Here is a 24,556-nt window from a genome sequence, read left to right as displayed (position 1 = left end):
AATTATGAAAACAATTTATGTAAAAATTAAACTAGTTGCTTTATTATTTGCTTTAGGTCTATTAAGTAATTGTGGTGGCGGTGATGATAATCCAACTCCTAAACCGAACCCTACACCTACAATACTACCAGATGCTTCAATAATTAAAGTAAATAATACAAAACAAATTATTAGAGGTTTTGGTGCAGCAACAGTATTTGATCCTTCTGGAGTTTCGGAATTAAATGATTCTGATTTTAATAAACTATTTGGGACTAACAGTGAAGAAATAGGTTTATCTATTTTAAGAATTCGAGTAGCAACAGATAATACTTATAGAACCAAAGAATTAAATAGAGCTTTAAGTGCAAAGGCTAGAGGAGCACGAATTGTAGCATCACCATGGAGTCCTCCTTCAAGTATGAAAACCAATAATAATTTAACTGGAGGTTTTTTAAAAACTGAATCTTATGAAGATTATGCCAATTATTTAAATGATTTTGCAGAATATATGGCAACTAATAATGCTGATTTGTATGCCATAGGAATTCAAAACGAACCTGATATTCAAGTAGATTACGAATCGTGCGATTGGACTGCATTTCAAATTAGAGATTTCTTAAAAGATTATGGCTCATTAATAACAAATACTAAGGTTATTTCTCCTGAGTCTTTCAATTTTAATCATTCAACAACCGATGCCATGCTAAACGATGACATTGCAGCAAGTAATGTTGATATTGTTGGAGGACATATTTATGGTGGTGGATTAGCGGATTATCCTTTAGCAAGGAGTAAAAACAAAGAAGTTTGGATGACTGAACATTTAGATACAGAAATTACTTGGGATGCCGTTTTTGCAACTGGGAAAGAAATTCATGATTGTATGACTATCGGAAATTTTAACGCTTATATTTGGTGGTATGCTAAACGTTTTTATGGTCCACTTGGTGAAGATGGAGTCATTACAAAACGCGGCTATATCATGTCAAATTACACAAAATTTATTAGACCTGAATATGTTCGGGTTGATGCTACTGTTAGCCCTAAAGCTAATATTTATGTGAGTGCCTATAATGGCAATGGAAAAACCGTTATTGTAGCTATAAATTCTGGTTCTTCTGGCGTTGTTCAACAATTTGCTATTGAAGGCACTTCGGTAACTTCAGTAACTCCTTATGTTACTTCTGAAACCGAAAATCTAGTAGCAAAAACAGCAGTTACTTTGAATACAGATATAGACGCTTTTAATTTTACATTACCAGCTAAAAGTATCACAACTTTTGTAAGTAATTAATTTTTTATTTTAATATGGACCACGAATATGTTGGTGAATTTCGTTTTTATAAAAATCTTGTAACGCTTCATGAATACTAGAACTTAAAGGCTCTAAACTGGAAACACTACAGTTAGAATTAATTTGTGAAGCAGAACTAGCTCCAGGTATAATACAGCTTATAGCGTCGTGATCTAAAATCCATCTTTGAGAAAATTGAGCCATGGTTAAACCATTTGTTAAAAAGTTGTCTTTAATCTTATTAGAAAGTTCAACGCCTTTTTCAAATGGTAATCCAGCAAATGTTTCTCCAACATTAAAAGCGTCACCATCTTTGTTATAATTTCTGTGGTCAGATTCTGAGAACGTGCTCTCTTTTGTAAACTTTCCTGTTAACAATCCACTAGCCAATGGTAACCTTACTATAATTCCAACGTTTTTCGCTTTGGCTTTAGGTAAAAGTTCTTCTAGTGGTTTTTGTCTAAAAATGTTAAAAATTATTTGAAGAGAAGTTATACCTTCTTGCTCAATGCAAAAAAGTCCTTCTTCAACAGTTTCAATACTAGCACCAAAAGCTTTTATTTTACCTTCTTTTTTTAAAGTACGTAACCAATTAAAAATAGAACCTTCATATAAAACATCAGTAGGGATACAATGTAATTGTAATAAATCTAAAGCATCAATTCCTAAACGATTTAAAGAATCATCAATAGCTTTACGTAAAGCTTCTTCAGTATATTTATCTGGATAAACGCTTCCATCACGTCCAAACTTTGTTGCAATTTTTAGATTTGGTTTGTGTTGTTTTATAAACTTGCCAATAACACGTTCACTTTGTCCTGCTCCATAAACATCGGCAGTATCAAAAAAGGTAACACCTTGTTCTACAGCTTTAGTCATGATATTAAAAGCATTTTCTTCTGAAACACCATCACCCCAATCGCCACCTAATTGCCAGCATCCTAAACCTACTTCACTTACATTAAAACCACTATTTCCTAAAGATTTTGATTTCATAATTTTGATTAATTTTTTTTAACATTTATTGAATTTAATTTTTTTAAAAAAAAAAGTACTTTTATTTTTTGCATAATAATAGATTTACAGCTTTTTTTATAAAACATATGCAAGATAATAATTATTAATAGTTTTTTTATATATTTACGCAACCGATTGCATTAAACTAATTAAGTCTAAAATTATGATGAATAAAAAATATTTTTATAGTGCTTTAGTACTCATACTATTAATGGCTACTAGCTGTCAAAAAAAAGAAGAAAAAATTGTTAAGCCTGAAGGGTTGAGGGATGTGTTTAAAGATAATTTCTTAATAGGAGCTGCTTTAAATGTAAATCAAATATTAGAGAAGGATTCTGTTCAAAGTGCCTTAATTGCTTCAGAGTTTAACAGTGTTACGCCAGAAAACGTAATGAAATCGATGTTAATTCATCCACAAAAAGATACTTTCAATTTTGAAATTCCAGATAAGTTAGTGGCTTTAGCTGAAAAAAATGATATGCATGTTCAAGGGCATACATTAGTTTGGCATAGTCAATTATCACCATTTTTTAAAGAAATAACCGATAGTACCGAAATGGTTGAAGTATTAACAAACCATATTAATACAATAGTTGGTAGATATAAAGGAAAAATTGATGCTTGGGATGTTGTAAACGAAGCATTAAATGATGATGGTACATTAAGAAAAACAGTGTTTTTAGATGTGCTAGGTGAAGATTATTTATCATTAGTTTTCAAAATAGCAGAGAAAGTTGACCCAAATGTAGAGTTATATTATAACGATTATAGTATGACGAATCCTAGCAAGAGAGCTGGTGCTATAAAAATGATTAAAAGAATGCAAGAGCTAGGAACAAAGGTTAACGGTATAGGCATGCAAGGGCACTGGGATTTAGATACGCCTAGTTTAGAGGAGATTGAAAAAAGTATTGTAGACTATGCAGATTTAGGTATCAAAGTAGCTATTACAGAATTAGATGTTTCTGTAATTCCTATGCCATGGGATTTTACAGGTGCAGATGTAAATGTAAAGTTTGAAAGTGGTGATGCAACAATGAATCCTTATCCAAATAAACTTCCAGATTCTATACAAGTTAAATTAGCTAATAGATATGCCGATATTTTTAAATTATTTTTAAAACATCAAGATAAAATTAGTCGTGTAACACTTTGGGGTGTAAATGATGGTGAGTCATGGAAAAACGATTGGCCAATTAATGGTAGAACAAATTACCCATTATTGTTTGATAGAAATAATGGAAAAAAGAAGGCCTATTATAGTATAGTTAATTTGAAAGCGGATTCTAAAGAATGAAGTTGCACAAAATAATTGTACTTTTTTTAAACATTTTTTTTTGGTTTGTTAGTATTAATCTTGTAAGTGCAGAAGTTAAACTTCCTTCACTTATAAGTGATGGATTAGTATTACAACGAAACGCCGAAGTTAAAATTTGGGGTTGGTCATCACCAGAGGAAAATATAAATATTGATTTCAATAACACAGTTTATAAAACTAAAGCGAATGCCAATGGAAAATGGGTGTTCGCTTTAAACAATCTTAAAGCTGGTGGACCATATGTAATGACTATTTCTGGTACAAATACAATAACTATTAATAATGTTCTAGTAGGCGATGTTTGGTTATGTTCAGGTCAATCTAATATGGAAATATCAATGCAACGTGTAAAACCCTTGTATGAAGATGATATTAAATCTGCCAATAACCCAAAAATACATTACATAGAAATTCCAAAGAGGTATAATTTTAAAGAACCTCAAGAAGATATTGAAGCAGTAACATGGAAAGAAGTTAATCAAGATAATATTTTACAATTTTCGGCTGTTGCTTATTTTTTTGCTGAAGAATTAAACAAAACATATAACGTTCCCATTGGTATAATTAATTCCAGTTTAGGAGGTGCTCCAGCCGAATCTTGGTTAAGTGAAGATGCTTTAAAAGAGTTTCCGAATTATTATGAAGAATTGCAAAAATTCAAGAATGATGATTTAATAGGAGAAATTCAAAACTATGATAATCAAAATTGGAAGGATTGGCATTACGAACTTTTTAATAAAGATTTAGGGAATAAAAATAATCCTTGGTATAGTCAAAATATAGACACTACTAATTGGGATGGAATGGAAGTGCCTGGTTATTGGGATAAAGAAAAAATTGCAGGTAAAAATGGTGTAGTTTGGTTTAGAAAAGACATAGAAATCCCTAAATCTATGTTAAATAAAACATTAAAACTTAATTTAGGTAGGGTTGTCGATTCAGATTCCGTTTATGTAAATGGAACTTTTGTTGGCACAACAGGTTATAAATACCCACCAAGGCGTTATAACATTCCTTCTAATTTATTAGTTGAAGGAAAAAATAATATCACGGTTAGAGTTATTAATGAAAGTGGTGATGGAGGTTTTTATTTAGACAAACCTTATGAAATTAAATCTGATGATAAAACAATAGATTTGAAAGGAATCTGGAAGTATAAATTGGGTGCCGAAATGCCGCCAAAAGAAGGACAAACATTTATTAGATGGAAACCAACAGGCTTATTTAATGCCATGTTAAGTCCTTTATTAAATTATACTATTAAAGGAGCTGTTTGGTATCAAGGCGAAGCAAATACTAAAAATCCTAAAGAGTATGAAACACTATTTCCTGCATTAATTAAAAATTGGAGAGCGAAGTTTAATCAAGGTGATTTTCCTTTTTTGTTTGTTCAATTGCCAAATTATCAGGAATCAAATAGTCATCCAACAGAAAGTAGTTGGGCAGAATTAAGAGACGCACAACTTAAAACACTATCTCTACCAAATACAGCCATGGCAGTAGCTATAGATTTAGGTGAGTGGAATGACATTCATCCTTTAAATAAAAAAGATGTTGCAAAAAGATTGGTTTTGGCTGCTAGAAAATTAGCATATAAAGAAAAGAATATAGTTTCTTCAGGCCCTACTTTAAAAGGTAAAAAAATTAAAGGAAATAAAATCATTCTTAAATTTGATAATATAGGAAGTGGCTTAGTCGCTAAAGGTGGAGAATTAAAAGAATTCGCAATTGCTGGTTCAGACCAAAAATTTCTATGGGCTAAAGCTGTAATTAAAAAGAATAAAATAATCGTTTCTAGTGAAGCAGTTAAAAACCCAGTTGCAGTAAGATATGCATGGGCAGATAACCCAGATAAAGCTAATTTATACAATAAAGAAAACTTACCAGCTTCACCGTTTAGAACAGATAATTGGTAACTATAACTAAAGAAATTATGAAATTAACTAAAACACTTTTGTTTGTATTTAATCTATTATTGTTCATTTCTTGCCAATCGAATTCATCAATAAATTTAGAAGAACAACAATCTTACGTTAAAACAAATTCTGGTTTTGCAGTAGTAAATAATAAAATGGCAACAACAATTTATTTAAGTGATAATGAGTTTGTTGGTGTTCAAAAAATAGCAAAAAAGTTTCAAGAAGATATTAAGCGAGTTACCAATATAAAACCAGATATAATTATTGATGAATCTTCTTTAAGTAAATCAGCAATTATAGTTGGAACAATTGGTAGCAGTAAATTAATAGATAAGTTAATTGCCGATAAAAAACTTGATGTTTCATCAATTCAAGGAAAATGGGAAACTTTTTTAATTGAAACTATTAAAAATCCTTTTGAAGGAGTCGATGAAGCCCTTGTAATAGTTGGAAGTGACAAACGCGGAACCATTTTTGGAATGTTCGATATGTCTTCAGAAATGGGTGTTTCACCACTATATTACTGGTGTGATGTTCCTGTAAAAAAGAAGCAAAATGTTTTTATTGCTCGCGGTTCACACACAAAAGGAACTCCAAAAGTAAAATATCGAGGTATTTTTATTAATGATGAAGCACCATCGTTAACCAATTGGGTCTACCCAAAATTTGGTGGTTTTAATGCAAAGTTTTACGACCACGTTTTTGAGTTAATCCTTCGTATGAAAGGAAATTATTTATGGCCAGCTATGTGGCAACCAAGAATGTTTTATGTTGATGATGCTCAAAATTCCATTTTAGCAGATGAATATGGCGTTGTAATTGGTACAACACATCACGAGCCATTAACAAGAGCTCATGCAGAATGGGGGAAATTTGGTGAAGGAGAGTGGAATTATAATTCAAATCCAGAAAACTTAAAAAAATTCTGGACAGAAGCCATGGAACGTTTAGACGATAAAGAAGCGCTGGTAACAGTTGGCATGCGTGGTGATGGAGATGAAGCGATGAGTGAAGACACCGCAATAGAAACTTTAGAAAAAGTTGTAAAAGACCAACGCCAAATAATAGCCGATGTTACAGGAAAACCTGCCGAAGAAACACCACAACTTTGGGCGTTGTACAAAGAAGTTCAAGATTATTACGATAGAGGCATGCAAGTTCCAGATGATGTTACGCTTTTATTATGTGATGATAATTGGGGAAATATTAGAAAATTACCAGCCTTAGATGCAGAACCTAGAAAAGGTGGTTACGGTATTTATTATCATTTTGATTATGTTGGAGGACCACGAAATTATAAATGGATAAACACCACGCAAATTGAGCGTGTTTGGGAACAAATGCATTTAGCTTACGAGCATAATGTTAAGGATATTTGGATAGTAAATGTTGGCGATATTAAACCAATGGAATTTCCAATTAATTTCTTTTTAGACTATGCTTGGGATCCAGATAAATGGAATGCCGATAATTTGCAAGAGTATTATACAGAATGGTCAGAACAACAATTTGGAAAAGAATATGCTAAGGAAATTGGAGATTTGGTTAAAACCTACACCAAATACAACGCCCGCAGAAAACATGAATTGCTTAACATTCCAGTATATAGTTTAACAGATTTTAATGAAGCTGATAATATGCTTGCTGATTTTAAAACATTAGAGAAAAAAGCAATTGAATTTAAAGAAAAATTACCAAAAGAATATCTCGACGCATATTATCATTTAGTTGAATATCCAATTGTTGCCTCTGCAAATTTGAATGAATTATATATAGCTGCCGAAAAAAATAAATTATACGCTGAAAAAGGAAACCCAATAGCGAATGAATATGCTCAAAAAGTAAAAGACTTGTATGTAAAAGATTCTTTACTAACTAAATATTATCACGAAGAATTAGCTGGTGGAAAATGGAATGGCATTATGTCGCAAACCCATATTGGATACAATAACTGGCAGCAACCAAGATTTAATATTATTCCAGAAACTGTTGAGGTTGAGTTAGACAAGAATAATGATAAAGATAGTATAGTTGAAGACGTCAGTGTTTCAAACAGTATTATAAAACCAGTAATACCAGCAGGAACAAAGGGGTTTGTTGAAAGTAACAATTATATCTCAATTGAAGCAAATCATTTTTCAAGTAAAACAGAACCAGAACCTTTTCAATGGAAAGTAGTTGAGAATCTTGGTAAAACGGGTTCATCGGTCATTTCATTACCTATAAAAGAAGGTAGAGTAGCGTTAAATGAAAACTCACCTAAATTATCCTATAATGTTTATTTTCAGAATAAAGGAAAAGTAAAAGTATATGCGTATTTTTCTCCAACTATTAATTATTCAACTAGAGAAGGTATGTATTATGGTTTGTCTTTTGATGATGAAAAACCAACACAAGTAAATTATGATTCGGACCCTTTAATTTTTAATTATAATGGGAAAGTACCAAGCAATTGGGATAATAATGTATCTGATAATATTAAAATTGTTACCACAGATTTTGATATTAATGAAGCTGGAAACCATACTTTAAATTATTATAGAATGGATGAAGGCTTAGTACTTCAAAAAATAGTAATTGAAACCAACGAAAAAGGAATTCCTAAAAGTTATTTTGGACCACCAGAAAGTACTTTTTCTGAATAATAATAAAAACAACAACTAACTAAATAAAAATAAAATGAGTGTAGAATCACAAAAACTATCAATTAAAGAAAAAATTGGGTATAGCTTAGGCGACCTAGCAGCTAATCTGGTTTTTCAAACATTAATTACTTATTTAGCTTATTTCTATACTGATATTTACGGACTTGATACAAACCATGCATCTGCAATTATGCTTACCGTTGGTTTGGTTGCAGCATTTGGTTTTAATCCAATTATAGGAGCTCTTGCCGATAGAACAGTATCAAAATGGGGTAAATTTAGACCTTGGATTTTATTTACTGCAGTACCTCTTGGTGTTGTGGCATTATTGGCTTTTAGTACGCCAGATTTTAGTTATAAAGGAAAAGTAATATATGCTGCTGTAACTTACACTTTTTTATTAATGTTATATGCGGCTAATAATCTTCCCTATTCTGCTTTAAGTGGTGTAATTACCGGAGATATGAAAGAGCGTAATAGCATGTCTGCATATCGTTTTGTGGCGGTAATGTTTGCTCAATTCTTTGTACAGGTATTCATGTTACCAATTATAGAATCTGCTGGTGGTGGAGATAAAGCTATTGGTATTGAAAAAGTAATGACTTGGTTAGCAATTATAGGAACCGTTATGTTGATTATTACATTTTTAACTACAAAAGAACGTGTTATACCAACTGCTGCACAAAAATCTAGCCTAAAAGAGGATTTAGGAGATTTATCTAAAAACAAGCCTTGGGTTATTATGTTGGTATTAACAACATTAGTATTCATTACGTTAGCTATGAAAGGTGGTTCTTATGTATATTATTTTAAAAATTATGTTGATGCTAATGAATTGACCTCATTTATAAGTCCGTTTTTAGATTTTTTAAATAATATTGGAATTAATTTCTTTGGAGAAGACCCAGTATCTGCTGGTTTTGGACTCTTTAATGCTGGAGGTATTATTTTTATGATTGTTGGAATTGGATTATCAAAACGATTAGCCGATAAGTATGGGAAAAGAGATATTTTTAGACTGTTTTTATTCATATCAACATTATTCATCATTTTCTTTTATTTCTTCTCACCCAAGTCTGTAGAATTAATGTTTGCTTCACAAATTTTACATGGTTTCTTCTATGGAATTACTATTCCTATATTATGGGCTATGATTGCTGATGTTGCCGATTTTTCTGAATGGAAAAACAACCGTAGAGCAACAGGTATAATTTTCTCTGCGATGATGGTAGGTTTAAAATTAGGACTTACAATTGGAGGAGCACTTCTTACTTGGATTTTAGGATTGTACGATTATCATCCACAAGCAGAAATTCAAGTTGAAACTGCTATTCATGGGATAAAATTATTAGTAAGTATTTATCCTGCTATTCCATTTTTAATAGGTTGTGTATTGTTATTTTTCTATGAAATAAATAAAAATATGGAGAATGATATTGAAGCAGAATTAAAAATAAGAAGATTATAATAAAATAAAAAAAGTAAAAAAGACATTATGCCAGAAGATAGTATTGAACATATTGATTTTGATGTTTTAAACGAAAAAGCGATTTCAAAGCCCCTAGTAAAGAATATTTATACAGCAGATCCATCTGCACATTATTTTAATGGTAAAATTTACATTTACCCATCGCATGATGTTGATGCAGGAGAAGCATTTGATGATTTAGGAAGTCATTTCGCTATGGAAGATTACCATGTAATTTCTATGGATAACGTAAATAGTGAAGCTATAGATAATGGTGTAGCCTTACATGTTGATGATGTTGCTTGGGCAGAAAAACAAATGTGGGCACCAGATGCAGCACATAAAAACGGAAAATATTATTTGTATTTTCCAGCTAAAGGTTACGATGGTATTTTTAGAATAGGTGTTGCTGTTAGTGATTCACCAACAGGACCATTCACACCACAACCAGAAGCTATAAAAGACAGTTTTTCTATAGATCCTGCTGTTTTTGAAGATGAAGATGGGAGTTATTATATGTATTTTGGTGGTATTTGGGGCGGTCAACTTCAACGATGGAGAAAAGGCGTTTTTAATGCAGAACAACCTGAAAGCCCAACAGCACATTTACCAAATGATGATGAACCAGCTTTATTACCATTTGTAGCAAAAATGAGAGATGATTTATTGGAGTTTGCAGAGAAACCAAAAGCGATTGAGATTTTAGATAAAAATGGTGATTTATTATTAGAGGGAGATAAAGACAGACGTTTCTTTGAAGCGGCTTGGTTACATAAATATAATGGTAAATATTACTTTTCATACTCAACAGGAGACACACATTTTATCTGTTACGCTATTGGTGATAGTCCTTATGGACCTTTTACTTATGGTGGCCGTATTTTAAATCCTGTTGTTGGTTGGACATCTCATCACTCAGTTTGTGAAGTTGAAGGAAAATGGTATTTATTCTATCACGATTCTAGTTTATCAAAAGGGATAACACATTTACGTTCAATAAAAGTGGCAGAAATAAAGTATAATGATGATGGAAGTATTCAAACTTTAAATCCTTACAAAATATAGACAAAAATGAAAACAATATCCATCAATTGTTTAAATTTAAAAGGAAAGCAGTTTTTATACCTTTCTGTAATTATTGTGTTTTCTTTTTTCACATCTTGCAAAAATAAAGCTGAATTAGAACAGCACGAAAAAACTACAGAGAATAAAGAATATGCAGAGTTCGATTGGTTTAATTATAAAGGAAAGGACGATGTTTTCAATACAATTGAAAAATCAGAAAACGAATATTATAACCCAATACTAGCTGGCTTTTATCCAGATCCAAGTATTTGTAGAGTAGGGAATGACTATTATTTAATAACATCTTCATTTGCATATTTTCCTGGATTACCAATTTTTAAAAGCTCAGATTTAGTAAACTGGAAACAGATTGGGCATGTTATTACAAGAAAAGAACAAGCCGATTTTTCCAAAATGGGTGTTTCCAGAGGAATGTTTGCTCCAACAATTCGTTATAATAACGGGACGTTTTATGTGATTTGCACTAATGTAGAGCAAGGTGGTAATTTTATTGTGACTACAAAAGACCCAGCAGGAGAGTGGTCTAACCCAATTTGGCTATCAGAAATCGATGGTATAGATCCAGATATATTTTTTGATGATGATGGAAAAGTATACATCACGCATAACGGACCGCCACCTAATAATGAAACAAAACATGACGGGCATAGAGCGATTTATACTTGGGAATATGATTTAGAAAACCAAAAAATAGTATCTAAGCAAAAGTTATTAGTTAATGGTGGAACAGATATGGCTAAAAAGCCAGTTTGGATTGAAGCGCCTCATATATTAAAAAAAGATAATTATTATTATCTAATTTGCGCAGAAGGAGGAACGTCATACAACCATTCAGAAGTTGTATTTAGAAGTAAAAATGTACTAGGTCCTTATGTTAGTTATGAAAACAACCCTATTTTAACGCAACGTCATTTATCTAAAGAACGACCAAACCAAATTTCAACAACAGGACATGTCGATTTTGTTGAAACTCAAAACGGTGAATGGTGGGGTGTATATTTAGCGTGTCGCCCTTATGAAATTGATTATTATAATACGGGTCGCGAAACTTTTATGCTTCCTGTTACATGGAAAGATGGTTGGCCAACTTTTGAAAAAGGAAACGAAGCACATCCATTTACTCACCAAAAACCTAATTTGCCAGAGAGTTTAGAAGTAATTCCGTCAACTACAGGTAATTTTGAATGGAATGATGATTTTACATCAGATAAATTAGACTATAAATGGGTGTTTTTAAGAAATCCTAAGGATAGCATATATAAGTTACAGGATGATAATTTGTATTTAAAACTAGCAGAAGAAAATATAAAAGAAATAGCAAGTTCTTCGTTTATTGTAAGACGTCAACAACATCAAAAGTTTGAAGCATCTACCAAGGTGAATTTCTCATTAACTAATACATCACAAACTACCGGTTTAGTTGCTTTTCAAAATGAAAATCATTATATCTTCATTGGAGAAAGATTAAATAAAGATGGTGATGTAGAGATTTTTGTCGAAAGGAATGCTCTAAAACAAAATGAAGGAAAACCTGAAATAGTAGCCTCTAAAGTTATTAAATCCAAAACAGATGATTTATTCTTAAAAATTGAAGGTAATATTCGTTATTACGACTTTTATTTTAAACTTTCTAAAGATGAAAATTGGATCATACTAGCAAAAAATATTGATGCCATTAATTTAAGTACAGAAGAAGCAAAAGGATTTGTAGGAACAATGTTAGGTATGTATGCTTCTAATAGTCATTTTAATTAAATAATTATGACATTTTATTTTTTGAATTAAAAAAATTATTACTTTAGCAGACCGGAACAGAACAGCATGATTTGGTTAGAGTTTTGTGAAAGTTAATTTAGATGGAAAAAGGCGAATTTTTACTAACTATAAATCACGAAAGTGATGTTCCTAAATATTTACAAATAGTAAATGCAATTAGCAATGCTATCGCAGAAAATATTTTGCACCAAGGCGATGTGTTGCCATCAGTAAATGTTATTTGTAAAACAACACAATTATCTCGCGATACTGTTTTTAAAGCTTATTCTATTTTAAAAGATCAAAATGTAATTGAATCTGTACCAAATAAAGGGTATTATGTTGCAAATGAAACAAGAAAAGTTTTATTAGTTTTAGATACTTTTAAGGCTTATAAAGAAGTATTATATCATTCATTTATAAAAAATTTACCTGATAATTTTATAGCTGATATTCAATTTCATCATTACAATATTGATAACTTTAAAACAATAATTAACAATAGTGTAGGTAAGTATTATAAGTACATTGTTATGAATTTTGATGACGAAAACATTCCAGATATCTTAACAAATATTAGTAGTGATAAACTTTTATTAATAGATTGGAATATTCATTCTAATCCCAAAAATAATTATGTTTTTCAAGATTTTGGTAAAGCTTTTTATGACGCTTTAAAAGAATGTCTTTATCTATTAAAAAAATATAAAGAAATCGTTTTTGTTTATCCATCATATACAAATCATCCTACAGAGACCATATCATTCTTTATTAAATTTTGCAGTGAATATCATTTAAAACATAAAATAATTACTGATGTCAATGAATTTGAAATTAAAAAAGGCATCGCATATATTAGTACAAACGACCCAATATTAGGACGGTTTTTAGAGGAATGTAGAGAGAAAAATTTTGAGCCAGGAGAAGATGTTGGATTTTTATCTTACAATGAAACGCCTATGAAGAAGTTTATATACAAAGGGATTTCTGTAGTTTCTACAGATTTTAATGAATTAGGAACTAAAGCAGCGGAATTTGTTACAAGCGACAAACCAATGCAACATTATATACCAACAAAACTAATTTTAAGAGAATCATTATAAAACTATGTATTATATTGGATACGATTTAGGAAGTTCATCAGTTAAAGCAGCCTTAATTGATGCAAAAACAGGCCGTTCAGCAGGTGTTACAAATTACCCGGAAACCGAAATGGCAATTATATCTGTCGAAACCAGTTGGGCAGAACAAGAACCAGAAATTTGGTGGAAAAATATTGGTAAAGTAACACAAAAATTACTTTTAAAAGCGGGTGTAAATTCTAATCAAATTAAAGGAATTGGTATTGCTTACCAAATGCATGGACTTGTTGTTGTTGATAAAGAACACAATGTATTAAGACCATCAATAATATGGTGTGATAGTAGAGCCGTAAATATTGGAAATGAAACATTTAAAGGTGTAGGAGAAGAAAAATGTATTTCTAATTTATTAAACTCTCCAGGAAATTTCACTTTATCTAAACTTAAATGGGTAAAAGAAAATGAGCCTAAAGTTTATGAAAAAATTGATAAACTTTTATTACCAGGAGATTATATTGCTTTAAAACTTACAGGCGAAGCAACGACAACAATATCAGGTTTATCTGAAGGTATCATGTGGGATTTTAAACAAAATAAACCTGCAGATTGGTTGTTTAATTACTTAGGAATTAGCACAGATTTAATTCCAACCATTGTTCCAACGTTCTCAAACCAAGGAACTGTTACCAAAAAAGCATCAGAAGAAACAGGTTTGCCAGAAGGAATTCCAGTTTTATATAGAGCAGGAGATCAACCAAATAATGCATTATCGTTGAATGTTCTTCATCCGGGAGAAATTGCAGCAACAGGAGGTACAAGTGGTGTTGTGTATGCTGTAACAGATAATACAGATTCAAAAGAAAGTGTACGAATTAACAGTTTTGCACATGTAAATTATACCGAAGATTTACCAAGAATAGGAAAGCTTTTAAACATTAATGGTGCAGGAATTCAATACAGTTGGATGAAAAACCATATAGCTACAACCGATTCATACAATGATATGAATGAATTAGCATCACAAGTTCCTGTGGGTTCTGATGGTTTGAGAATTATTCCTTTCGGGAATGGAGCGGAACGTATGTTGAATAATTCAAACAATGGTTCTAGCATCATGAATTTGAATTTTAATAAACATCAAAGTCCACATTTATTTAGAGCAGCATTAGAAGGTATTGCTTTTGCGTTTGTTTATGGTCTTGAAATTTTAAAAAATGATGGCGTTAATTTATCTGGAATGCGAGCAGGTAATGATAATTTGTTCCGTTCAGAAATATTCTCAAAAACAATAGCGACTTTAGTAGAAACCGAAATAAATATTATTGATACAACTGGAGCTATTGGTGCTGCGCGAGCTGCTGGTGTTGCTTTTGGAGATTTTACAACTTTAGAAGATGCCTTTTCAGATAATGAGCAGGTATTAACATATCATCCATTAAATGATAAACAAATATATGTGGATGCATATAATTTATGGAAAAACGATTTAGAAAATAAATATAATAACTAATTAAATAAGTAAAAAATGACTTTTATAGGAAACAAAGAATACTTTAAAGGTATTGGCGAAATTAAGTTTGAAGGAAAAGAATCTGATAATCCTTTAGCATTCAAATACTATAACCCAGAGCAGGTTATAGCTGGAAAAAAAATGAAAGATTGGTTTAAATTTTCAGTAGCATACTGGCATACATTCTGTGGTCAAGGAGCAGATCCATTTGGTCCTGGAACTCAAAATTTTCCTTGGGATAAACCAACTGATGCTATTGATGCTGCAAAAGAAAAAGCAGATGCCGCTTTTGAATTTATTACCAAAATGGGATTTGATTACTACTGTTTTCATGATTACGATTTAGTACGTGAAGGTGCTACTTTTGCAGAATCTGAAAAAAGATTAGCAACTATTGTTGATGTTTTAAAAGAAAAACAAGCTGCAACAGGCGTTAAATTACTTTGGGGAACGGCTAACTGTTTTTCAAACCCACGTTATATGAATGGTGCTGCAACAAACCCTGATTTTAATGTGTTAGCACGTGCTGGCGGACAAATAAAATTAGCTTTAGATGCAACTATTGCATTAAATGGTGAAAACTATGTGTTTTGGGGAGGACGTGAAGGTTACATGTCTTTATTAAATACAGATATGAACCGTGAATTAGATCACATGGGACAGTTTTTAACTATGGCTCGCGATTACGCAAGAGCACAAGGTTTTAAAGGAAACTTCTTCATTGAGCCAAAACCAATGGAACCAATGAAGCATCAATATGATTTTGATTCTGCAACAGCAATTGGATTCTTAAACAAATATGGTTTACAAGATGATTTCAAAATGAATATTGAAGTAAATCATGCAACTTTAGCACAACATACATTCCAACATGAAATTGAAGTTGCTGCAGGAGCAGGAATGTTAGGTAGTTTAGATGCTAACCGTGGAGATTATCAAAACGGATGGGATACAGATCAATTCCCAAATAACATTCAAGAAACTACTGAAGCCATGTTAGTGTTTATGAAAGCAGGCGGACTTCAAGGTGGAGGTGTTAATTTTGATGCTAAAATAAGAAGGAACTCTACAGATATGGAAGATGTATTCTTAGCACATATTGGAGGAGCAGATACGTTTGCAAGAGCCTTAATTACTGCTGATGCTATTATTTCAAATTCTCAATATGATGCTTTAAGAACTAAAAGATACAGTTCTTTTGATGGAGGAAAAGGAAAAGATTTTGAAAATGGAAAATTAGGTCTTTCAGATTTGTATCAAATAGCTCAAGAAAATGGAGAATTAGAATTACAAAGTGGAAAACAAGAATTATTTGAAAATATTATTAATCAGTATATTTAAATATTTGAAATTAGAATAAACAATAACTAACTAAACCAATTTACATTATGGAATCAGTTTTAGAAAGCTTGGACTGGGTTGTTCTCGGTATTTATTTTTTAGCCTTAATAGCCATAGCAGTATGGGTTGTGCTTCAAAAAAACAAAAACACAGAAGATTACTTTCTTGCTGGTCGTAATGTAGGTTGGTTTGTTATAGGAGCATCAATTTTTGCTTCAAATATAGGTTCAGAGCATGTTGTTGGTCTTGCAGGAACAGGATTTGCTTCGGGAACACCAATGGCACATTATGAGTTGCATGCTTGGATTGTACTATTGTTAGGTTGGTTATTTCTTCCTTTTTATATGAGAAGTGGGGCATTTACTATGCCTGAGTTTTTAGAAAAACGTTTTGATAGTAGATCTAGATGGTTTTTATCTCTTTTCTCATTAGTAGCATATGTATTAACAAAAGTATCGGTAACTATTTATGCTGGTGGAATTGTAGTTTCAGAATTATTAGGCATTCCATTTTGGTATGGTGCAATTGGCATTGTAATTTTCACAGGTATTTATACCGTGGTTGGAGGAATGAAAGCTGTAATATATACAGAAACTTTACAAACTGTTATCTTAATTGCAGGATCTCTAATAATAACTTATTTGGGTTTACAAGAAGTAGGTGGTTGGGGACAGTTACAAGAAACTGTAAGGTCTGTTAGTCCAGATCATTTTAATATGTGGAGACCAATGAATGATCCAGATTTTCCTTGGACAGGGTTATTGTTTGGAGGAACTATAGTTGGTGTCTGGTATTGGTGTACAGATCAATATATTGTGCAGAGAACACTTGCTGCCAATAACATTAAAATTGGTAGAAGAGGAGCTATTTTTGGTGCTTATTTAAAATTATTACCGATTTTAATTTTTTTAATACCAGGTATTATTGCTTTTGCTTTAAGTATTCAAAATCCTGAAATTTTTGGTGTTGAAAAAGCAGATAGAGCTTTTCCTATGTTGGTTAAAACATTATTGCCAGTTGGTTTAAAAGGATTAGTTGCTGGTGGATTAATGGCTGCATTAATGAGTTCTTTAGCATCGGTATTTAATTCATGTTCTACTATTTTTACCATAGATATTTACAAAAAATTAAAACCTAAAAAAACCGAAAAAGAGTTATTAACTGTAGGTAAAATTGCTACAGGTATTATTGTGGTTTTAGGTATTTTATGGATTCCTATTATGGAAAAAATAGGTGGTGGCGTTATGTATCAATACCTGCAAAATGTACAATCATATATAGCACCTCCAGTTACGGCAGTATTTCTATTAGGAATAATTTGGAAACGTGTTAATTCCAAAGCTGCGATTACTACATTATTAGCAGGTTTAGTATTATTAATTTTAAGGTTAGGCTCCGAGATATATTATCAGCCACAAATTTCGGGTGGACAAGAAATTTCGGGAGCATTATATGCTTTTGCCACAATAAATTTTGCACATATGGCCATATTTATGTTTATTTTCTCAGTCATTTTATGTGTTTCAGTTAGTTTAGCTACGCGAGCTCCTAATTATGAAACTATAAAGGGATTAGCTTTTGGTACGCTTACCCCAGAGCAAAAATTAGAAAACAAAAACAGTTTTGATAAAATAGATGTTGTCCTTTCGGTTGTATTAATAATTTTAGTAATATTTGTGCTAACCTATTTCAGTAATTAAAGCAAAATTTATAATTACACTTATAAGCATATTACGGATTTTAAATAGTAGTTGCGAAATTTTGTTTTAAGCTGTAAAAAGTAAATAAAATGATTTACCTTTTTACAGCTTAAAACAATTTTTTAAAATATTTTTTGAACCTATAAAAGCATTAAAATCAAATATCTTGCAGTTTATAACTAAGATTATCTTGTCATCTTTGTTATAAATATATTGGCATATATTCTTTACTTTTTTTATAAAATAATTTAGTATTTTTACAAGTGTTAATTTTACACTTTAAAATATTGTTATGAAAATTTCTATTAAATTATTTTTTTTATCATTAAATATTCTAGTTCTTTTTTCTTGTAAAAATGAAGAGAAAACAGTCAATAATTCTAAAGTAGTTATTAATATTCAGACTCAAGGAACAGACACAATTAGTAAACATATTTATGGGCATTTTTCCGAACATTTAGGACGCTGTATTTATAATGGTTTATATGTAGGTGAAGAAAATAAGATTATTCCAAATACAGAAGGTGTTCGTAATGATATTATTGCAGCTTTAAAAGAGCTACAAATACCAAATTTAAGATGGCCTGGAGGTTGTTTTGCAGATACCTATCATTGGAAAGATGGTGTTGGACCAAAAGAAGAAAGACCAACAATTGTTAATAGATGGTGGGGCGGAACTACTGAGGATAATAGTTTTGGAACACACAATTTTTTAAATCTATGTGAGGTTTTAGGAGCAGAACCTTACCTTTCTGGAAATGTTGGTAGTGGTACTGTACAAGAACTAATAGATTGGGTGCAATACACAAACCATGCGGATAAAAGCCCTATGGCAGATTGGAGAAGAGAAAATGGAAGGGAAGAACCTTGGAATGTAAAATACTGGGGAGTTGGAAATGAGGCTTGGGGTTGCGGAGGAAATATGACTGCAGAGTATTATGCAGATTTATACAGAAAATATGCAACCTTTATGGCTGGTTGGTCTACAAATACTAAAATTTTTAGAATTGCATCCGGAGCTACAGATTCAGATTATCATTGGACAGAAACTTTAATGAAAAACGTTCCGCATGAACTTATGGAAGCTGTTGCTTTACATGATTATGCTGTTTTTGACTGGGTTGATAAAGGACCTTCAGTAAATTTTGATGAAGATGTCTATTTTAAAACCATGGACGAAGCTTTAAAAATGGAAGAATATGTTACAAAACATATTGAAATTATGGACAAATATGATCCTGAAAATAAAATAGCACTTTTTGTTGATGAATGGGGAGGTTGGTATGATGCAGAACCAAGTGTTGCTAATGGTGTGCTTTTTCAGCAAAATACAATGCGAGATGTCATGTTAGCAGGAACTGTTTTAAATACATTTAATAATCACGCAAGGCGAGTAAAAATGGCAAATTTAGCTCAGGTTGTTAATGTATTGCAAGCAGTTATTTTAACAGATGAAGAAAAGATGATTTTAACACCAACATATCATGTTATGAATATGTATAAAGTACATCAAGATGCTACATTATTACCTTCAGAAATAAATAATAACCCTGAATACAGAAAACTTCCAACCATTTCGGTTTCTGCTTCAAAAGATAAAAATGAAAACACTCATATATCCTTAGTTAATATTGATGCCACTAAAGCTCATGAGGTGATTATTAACATTGATAATATAAAAGATATTTCTGCATCCATATTAGCATCAGAAAAAATTCAAGACCATAACACTTTTGAAAATCCAGATAAAGTAAAACCTGAAAATTTTACAGATTTTAAAGTTGAAGATGGTAAAATTATTGTTACTATTCCTGCATTCTCATTAATTGTTTTTGAAGGGAAATAATAAAAAAATTAAATCTCTTTTGTTTTACTTTGTATTTATACTTTTGTTAAGTCTAAATATGCAGAGTAAGGAAATTAAAAAAGAATAAGTGACAGAAAAACAAACAAATATCTTGGAAGGAAAATTAAGTATTACAAACTCAGAATTTGGTAAAATGCCAGATAGTACTGTGGTTGAACAATATAAATTAGTAAACAATAATGGTGTTGAAGTAAATATCATTACTTACGGAGGTAGAATTACATCATTAAAAGTACCTAACAAAAAGGGGGATTTTGAAAACGTAGTTTTAGGTTTTGATAATTTAGATGATTATTTAAAAGAAAATCCATTTTTTGGTGCCTTAATTGGAAGATTTGGAAATAGAATAGCAAAAGGTAAATTTACTTTAGAAGGTAAAGATTATACTTTGGCAACTAATAATGGTGAAAATCATTTACATGGTGGCATAAAGGGATTTGATTCTGTAGTTTGGGAAGCAGAACCTATTGAAGAAAAAGAAAATTCAATTTTAAAGTTGACTTATTTAAGTAAGGATGGAGAAGAAGGTTATCCAGGTAATTTAAAAATTACAGTAATATATACTTTAACAAAAGATAATGCTTTAGAAGTGTCTTACGAAGCAACTACAGACAAAACAACAGTTGTAAATTTAACGCAACATGCTTATTTTAATCTATCAGGTGATTTTTCGAAAGATATTTTAAACCATGATGTCGTAATAAATTCAAATACTTATTTGCCAGTTGATGAAACACAAATTCCAACGGGAGAAATAAGAAACGTAAAAGGAACTCCTTTTGATTTTACTTCAGTAAAAAAAATAGGAAAAGAAATTGCTATAAATAATGAACAGCTTAAACTTGGTGGAGGTTATGATCATTGTTGGATTGTGAATGGTGAAAAAGGTAATATGAATTTTGTTGCTTCAGCTTACGATGAAACAAGTGGACGATTTATGGAAGTTTATTCAGAAGAACCAGGAATGCAGTTCTACACAGCAAACTTTTTGGATAACACATTACCAATACCAAATGGTGGTACTTATGCTAAAAGAACAGGTTTTTGTTTTGAAACACAACACTATCCTGATTCGCCAAATCAAAAAGATTTTCCTACAACAATATTAGAACCAGGAGAAATTTATTCTACAAAAACAACGTATAAATTTTCTACCAAATAAAAATTAATAACCTTTAAAGCTTTTTTTTTTTTGAATTAAAAGAGGCTTAACGGTTTGTAGTATTATCTAACTATTATTTAAGAGATAATAGTTTAAAACTCATCAAGCATTAAATTGTAATCATACTGTAAATCTTCATGCAGACTGCCAATTATTTTTTTAGAAAGTAAAATTTGCCTGTCATACATGTTTTGTAGTTGTGTACTTCGTTTTATACTGGGTTTAAAATTTTTTAATTTTTTACAAAAGTAGAGTAAGAGTTCAACTTCGGTTTCCTTTTTTAGAGAGTAACGAATATACTTTTTAACATTCCTTAAAATTTTACGAACACTTTTTCTAATATAGAAAAAGCTATCTGTATTTATTAATTCAAACTCTTCATCCATATAACTTTTTACGCTTTCTATATAACCACTTTCGTTATGTGATTCGAATAATAAATAGGTGAGTAGTTCTTTGTTTTCTTTTTTAAACCTTGATAAACGAAGGCATAACTCCATTAGCTCGTCAGATGAGCGATGCTTTAATTCTTTTTTTATTATAACTGCTGATACCGCTTTCATTTATATTTTATAGTGCTTTTTAATGGTTCGTTTCACTGAAAATAATCGGATTAAACCAATTAATAAAATCACAGGAGATATTGCTAACAATACAATACCAAATGATTTCATTTCAGAAAAAAACTCCAATTTTAGTAGTGTTATTCCTGTTCCTAAAAACACAATAAATGTTCTGAAATAGGCAAGAAAAGTCCTTTCGTTGGCCAGTTTTGTTCGTTCTATGGCTAACCAATCTCTAGTAATTAAAGGTGTTTCTTTATCCATAATTATGATTTGTTCATAAATATAAAAAAACCATCTTATAGAAGATGGTTATGATAAATATATATTATGTTTTAATTTATCTTAGTTTTGGAAAATTTGTTGGACTTACCTCGTGCATAACTCCATAAACTGCTTCAAAAATATCTTCGGCAGATGGTTTAGAAAAATAATCACCATCATTTCCATAAGCTGGTCTGTGTGCTTGAGCTGTTAGTGTTTTTGGAGAACTATCTAAATATTGATATCCGTTTTGAGTATTTAAAATTTCATTTAAAATATATGAAGAAGCTCCTCCAGGAGTATCTTCATCAATAATCATAACGCGATTAGTTTTTGCTATACTTTTAACAATATCATGATTTAAATCAAACGGAATTAAAGATTGTATATCTATAATTTCGGCATCAATACCAACTGCTAAAAGGTCTTTTGCAGTTTGTTCAACAATTCTTAAAGTAGAACCGTATGATACTAATGTAATATCTGTTCCTTCTTTTACTGTTTCAACAATGCCAATTGGTGTTTTAATTGCACTTAAGTTATTTGGCATTTTTTCTTTAAGTCTGTAGCCGTTTAAACATTCTACAACTATAGCAGGATCGTCTCCCTGCAAAAGAGTATTGTAAAAACCAGCTGCTTTAGTCATATTTCTAGGAACTAATAAATTTACGCCTTTAACTAAATTTAAAATGCCTCCCATTTGTGAACCAGAATGCCAAATACCTTCAAGTCTGTGACCACGTGTTCTTATTATTAAAGGCGATTTTTGCTTGCCTTTTGTTCTATAATGTGTAGTTGCTAAATCGTCGCTTATAATTTGTATGGCATAAAGGATATAATCTAAATACTGAATTTCGGCAATGGGTCTTAAACCACGTAATGCCATACCAATGCCTTGACCTATAATAGTTGCTTCTCTTATACCAGTATCTGCTACACGAAGTTCTCCGTATTTTTCTTGTAAACCTTCTAAACCTTGATTAACATCTCCAATTTTTCCTGTGTCTTCTCCAAAAACTAAAGCTTCAGGATAGTTAGTAAAAATGGCATCAAAGTTATCACGAAGAATAACACGACCATCTACTTGTTCAGCATCATCATCATAGGCTGGTTTTACTTCTTTTATCAGCGTATTAGATCTTGAGGTTTCTGAATATAAATGTGAACTAAATTTGGGTTGTGTGTTTTCAAAAATTGCATTAATCCAATTACCTAGTTGTTTCTTTTCTTCAAAAGATTCTCCAATTGTATACCTTAAAGCTTTTCTAGCGTTAGATAAAAGATCTTTTCTGGTAGGTTCATCAATATGTGTTAAACTATCTCTAAGTTTTGATATAAAAACACCATTTACACTATTTGTTTCTACTTGTTTTAAAAGTAAAATAAGGTCTTGTTGCTCTTTTTTAATAGGTTTTAAAAACGTATTCCATGCATTTTTTCGAGCTTCTCTAACTTCTCGTTTTGCAGCTCTTTCAATTTCGGTAAGTGCCTCATTTGTTGTAATGCCACTTTCTATTATCCATTCTCGCATTTTAAGGTTACAATCGTGATTAGCTTCCCAATCTAAACGTTCTTGATTTTTGTAACGTTCATGTGAACCAGATGTAGAGTGCCCTTGAGGTTGCGTAAGCTCAAAAACATGTATTAAAACAGGTACATGTTCTTCTCTAGCAATAGTGCTAGCTTCTTGATATGTTTCTATAAGGTTTGCGTAATCCCAACCTTTTACACGTAAAATTTCATAGCCGTTACTATTTTTATCTCTTTGAAAGCCTCTTAAAATTTCAGATATATTTTCTTTTGTAGTATGGTGTTTTGCGTGTACTGAAATGCCATATTCATCATCCCAAATACTAATTACCATAGGGACTTGCAACACTCCAGCTGCATTAATGGTTTCGAAAAACAAACCTTCACTAGTACTTGCATTTCCAATAGTTCCCCAAGCAACCTCATTTCCATTTATTGAAAAATTGGTTTTATTGATGCCTTCAACTTGTCTGAAAATTTTAGAAGCTTGTGCTAAACCTAATAAGCGAGGCATTTGAGAAGCTGTTGGAGAGATATCTGCACTAGAGTTATATTGTTTAGTTAAATCTTTCCAGCTACCATTATCATTTAAACTATGAGTAACAAAGTGCCCGCCCATTTGGCGTCCTGCAGACATGGGTTCTAATTCTATATCTGTATTGGCATATAATCCAGCAAAAAATTGCTCTTTAGTTAATTCACCTATAGCCATCATAAAGGTTTGGTCACGGTAGTAACCCGATCTCCAATCGCCTTTCAAAAAGGCTTTAGCCATAGCTAATTGCGGCACTTCTTTACCGTCACCAAAAATTCCAAATTTAGCTTTGCCAGTTAAAACTTCACGGCGACCTAGTAAACTACATTCTCTACTTTCAATGGCTATTTTATAGTCAGCTATAACTTCAGCCTTAAAATCTTCAAATGATAAGTCTTTTTCCAAATTGGTAATGGTTTGCATAGGGAAATGCTTTTGTTTCTGCAAAAATAGATAAATTACACCTTTTTTACAATTAAATGATGCTGTAATTTTTTAACAATTCAATAAAAAAATCA

General features: G+C 31.2%; 17 protein-coding genes. 13 read left to right on the top strand and 4 right to left on the bottom strand.

Annotated features, from left to right (window positions below):
- The first annotated feature begins 4 nt into the window (after nucleotides 1-4).
- Complete coding sequence (locus BT151_RS08920; RefSeq protein ID WP_072401448.1) at nucleotides 5-1,276, top strand: glycoside hydrolase; 1,272 nt, start codon at nucleotides 5-7, stop codon at nucleotides 1,274-1,276.
- A gap of 9 nt (nucleotides 1,277-1,285) precedes the next feature.
- Here BT151_RS08920 and BT151_RS08915 read toward each other — a convergent pair whose 3' ends face one another.
- Complete coding sequence (locus tag BT151_RS08915; protein WP_072401447.1) at nucleotides 1,286-2,272, bottom strand: aldo/keto reductase; 987 nt, start codon at nucleotides 2,270-2,272, stop codon at nucleotides 1,286-1,288.
- A 184-nt stretch (nucleotides 2,273-2,456) separates the two neighbouring features.
- Between BT151_RS08915 and BT151_RS08910 the strand changes: the two genes are divergently transcribed.
- The 12 genes from BT151_RS08910 to BT151_RS08855 all read left to right on the top strand — a co-directional run bounded on the left by BT151_RS08910 (nucleotide 2,457) and on the right by BT151_RS08855 (nucleotide 21,146).
- Complete coding sequence (locus BT151_RS08910) at nucleotides 2,457-3,590, top strand: endo-1,4-beta-xylanase (RefSeq protein ID WP_245794768.1); 1,134 nt, start codon at nucleotides 2,457-2,459, stop codon at nucleotides 3,588-3,590.
- Nucleotides 3,587-5,527 carry a sialate O-acetylesterase gene (locus tag BT151_RS08905; protein WP_084647910.1) on the top strand — a complete coding sequence of 647 codons (1,941 nt, stop codon included), beginning with the start codon at nucleotides 3,587-3,589 and terminating at the stop codon, nucleotides 5,525-5,527. The genes BT151_RS08910 and BT151_RS08905 overlap by 4 nt, the downstream gene beginning before the upstream one ends.
- Before the next feature lie 17 nt (nucleotides 5,528-5,544).
- A complete protein-coding gene (locus BT151_RS08900; RefSeq protein ID WP_072402612.1) occupies nucleotides 5,545-8,175 on the top strand; it encodes a glycosyl hydrolase 115 family protein in 2,631 nt (876 codons plus the stop codon).
- Nucleotides 8,176-8,209: 34 nt separating this feature from the next.
- Nucleotides 8,210-9,643, top strand: coding sequence for an MFS transporter (locus tag BT151_RS18480; protein WP_072401445.1), 1,434 nt, complete (start codon nucleotides 8,210-8,212; stop codon nucleotides 9,641-9,643).
- A 27-nt stretch (nucleotides 9,644-9,670) separates the two neighbouring features.
- Entirely contained in the window at nucleotides 9,671-10,708 is a 1,038-nt protein-coding gene (locus BT151_RS18475) for a glycoside hydrolase family 43 protein (RefSeq protein ID WP_072401444.1), read from the top strand.
- Nucleotides 10,709-10,714: 6 nt separating this feature from the next.
- Entirely contained in the window at nucleotides 10,715-12,484 is a 1,770-nt protein-coding gene (locus BT151_RS08885; RefSeq protein WP_072401443.1) for a glycoside hydrolase family 43 protein, read from the top strand.
- 101 nt (nucleotides 12,485-12,585) lie between these two features.
- The gene (locus BT151_RS08880) at nucleotides 12,586-13,587 is read left to right on the top strand and encodes a GntR family transcriptional regulator (RefSeq protein ID WP_072401442.1); all 1,002 of its coding nucleotides are present in this window, start codon (nucleotides 12,586-12,588) and stop codon (nucleotides 13,585-13,587) included.
- A gap of 4 nt (nucleotides 13,588-13,591) precedes the next feature.
- Nucleotides 13,592-15,076 carry a xylulokinase gene (locus BT151_RS08875; RefSeq protein ID WP_072401441.1) on the top strand — a complete coding sequence of 495 codons (1,485 nt, stop codon included), beginning with the start codon at nucleotides 13,592-13,594 and terminating at the stop codon, nucleotides 15,074-15,076.
- Nucleotides 15,077-15,091: 15 nt separating this feature from the next.
- Nucleotides 15,092-16,417 (top strand): xylose isomerase, encoded by a 1,326-nt coding sequence (gene xylA, locus BT151_RS08870; protein WP_072401440.1) that lies wholly within the window; start codon nucleotides 15,092-15,094, stop codon nucleotides 16,415-16,417.
- 47 nt (nucleotides 16,418-16,464) lie between these two features.
- Nucleotides 16,465-18,117, top strand: coding sequence for a sodium:solute symporter (locus tag BT151_RS08865; protein ID WP_072401439.1), 1,653 nt, complete (start codon nucleotides 16,465-16,467; stop codon nucleotides 18,115-18,117).
- Between the two features lie 292 nt (nucleotides 18,118-18,409).
- Entirely contained in the window at nucleotides 18,410-19,963 is a 1,554-nt protein-coding gene (locus BT151_RS08860) for an alpha-N-arabinofuranosidase (protein ID WP_072401438.1), read from the top strand.
- Nucleotides 19,964-20,051: 88 nt separating this feature from the next.
- Complete coding sequence (locus BT151_RS08855) at nucleotides 20,052-21,146, top strand: aldose epimerase family protein (RefSeq protein ID WP_317041226.1); 1,095 nt, start codon at nucleotides 20,052-20,054, stop codon at nucleotides 21,144-21,146.
- Nucleotides 21,147-21,238: 92 nt separating this feature from the next.
- On the opposite strand, the gene BT151_RS08850 is transcribed toward BT151_RS08855, so the two are convergent.
- The 3 genes from BT151_RS08850 to BT151_RS08840 all read right to left on the bottom strand — a co-directional run bounded on the left by BT151_RS08850 (nucleotide 21,239) and on the right by BT151_RS08840 (nucleotide 24,461).
- Nucleotides 21,239-21,709, bottom strand: a complete 471-nt coding sequence (locus BT151_RS08850; RefSeq protein ID WP_072401437.1) for a hypothetical protein — start codon at nucleotides 21,707-21,709, stop codon at nucleotides 21,239-21,241.
- Nucleotides 21,710-21,973 (bottom strand): DUF202 domain-containing protein, encoded by a 264-nt coding sequence (locus BT151_RS08845; protein ID WP_072401436.1) that lies wholly within the window; start codon nucleotides 21,971-21,973, stop codon nucleotides 21,710-21,712.
- 76 nt (nucleotides 21,974-22,049) lie between these two features.
- Nucleotides 22,050-24,461, bottom strand: coding sequence for an alpha-ketoacid dehydrogenase subunit alpha/beta (locus BT151_RS08840; RefSeq protein ID WP_072401435.1), 2,412 nt, complete (start codon nucleotides 24,459-24,461; stop codon nucleotides 22,050-22,052).
- Nucleotides 24,462-24,556 lie beyond the last annotated feature (95 nt).

It is taken from the genome of Flaviramulus basaltis (assembly GCF_900114265.1).
In the GTDB taxonomy this organism is placed as follows: Bacteria; Bacteroidota; Bacteroidia; order Flavobacteriales; family Flavobacteriaceae; genus Flaviramulus; species Flaviramulus basaltis.
Note: the sequence above shows the minus strand (reverse complement) of the source record. Positions and strands in the feature narration are given on the sequence as shown.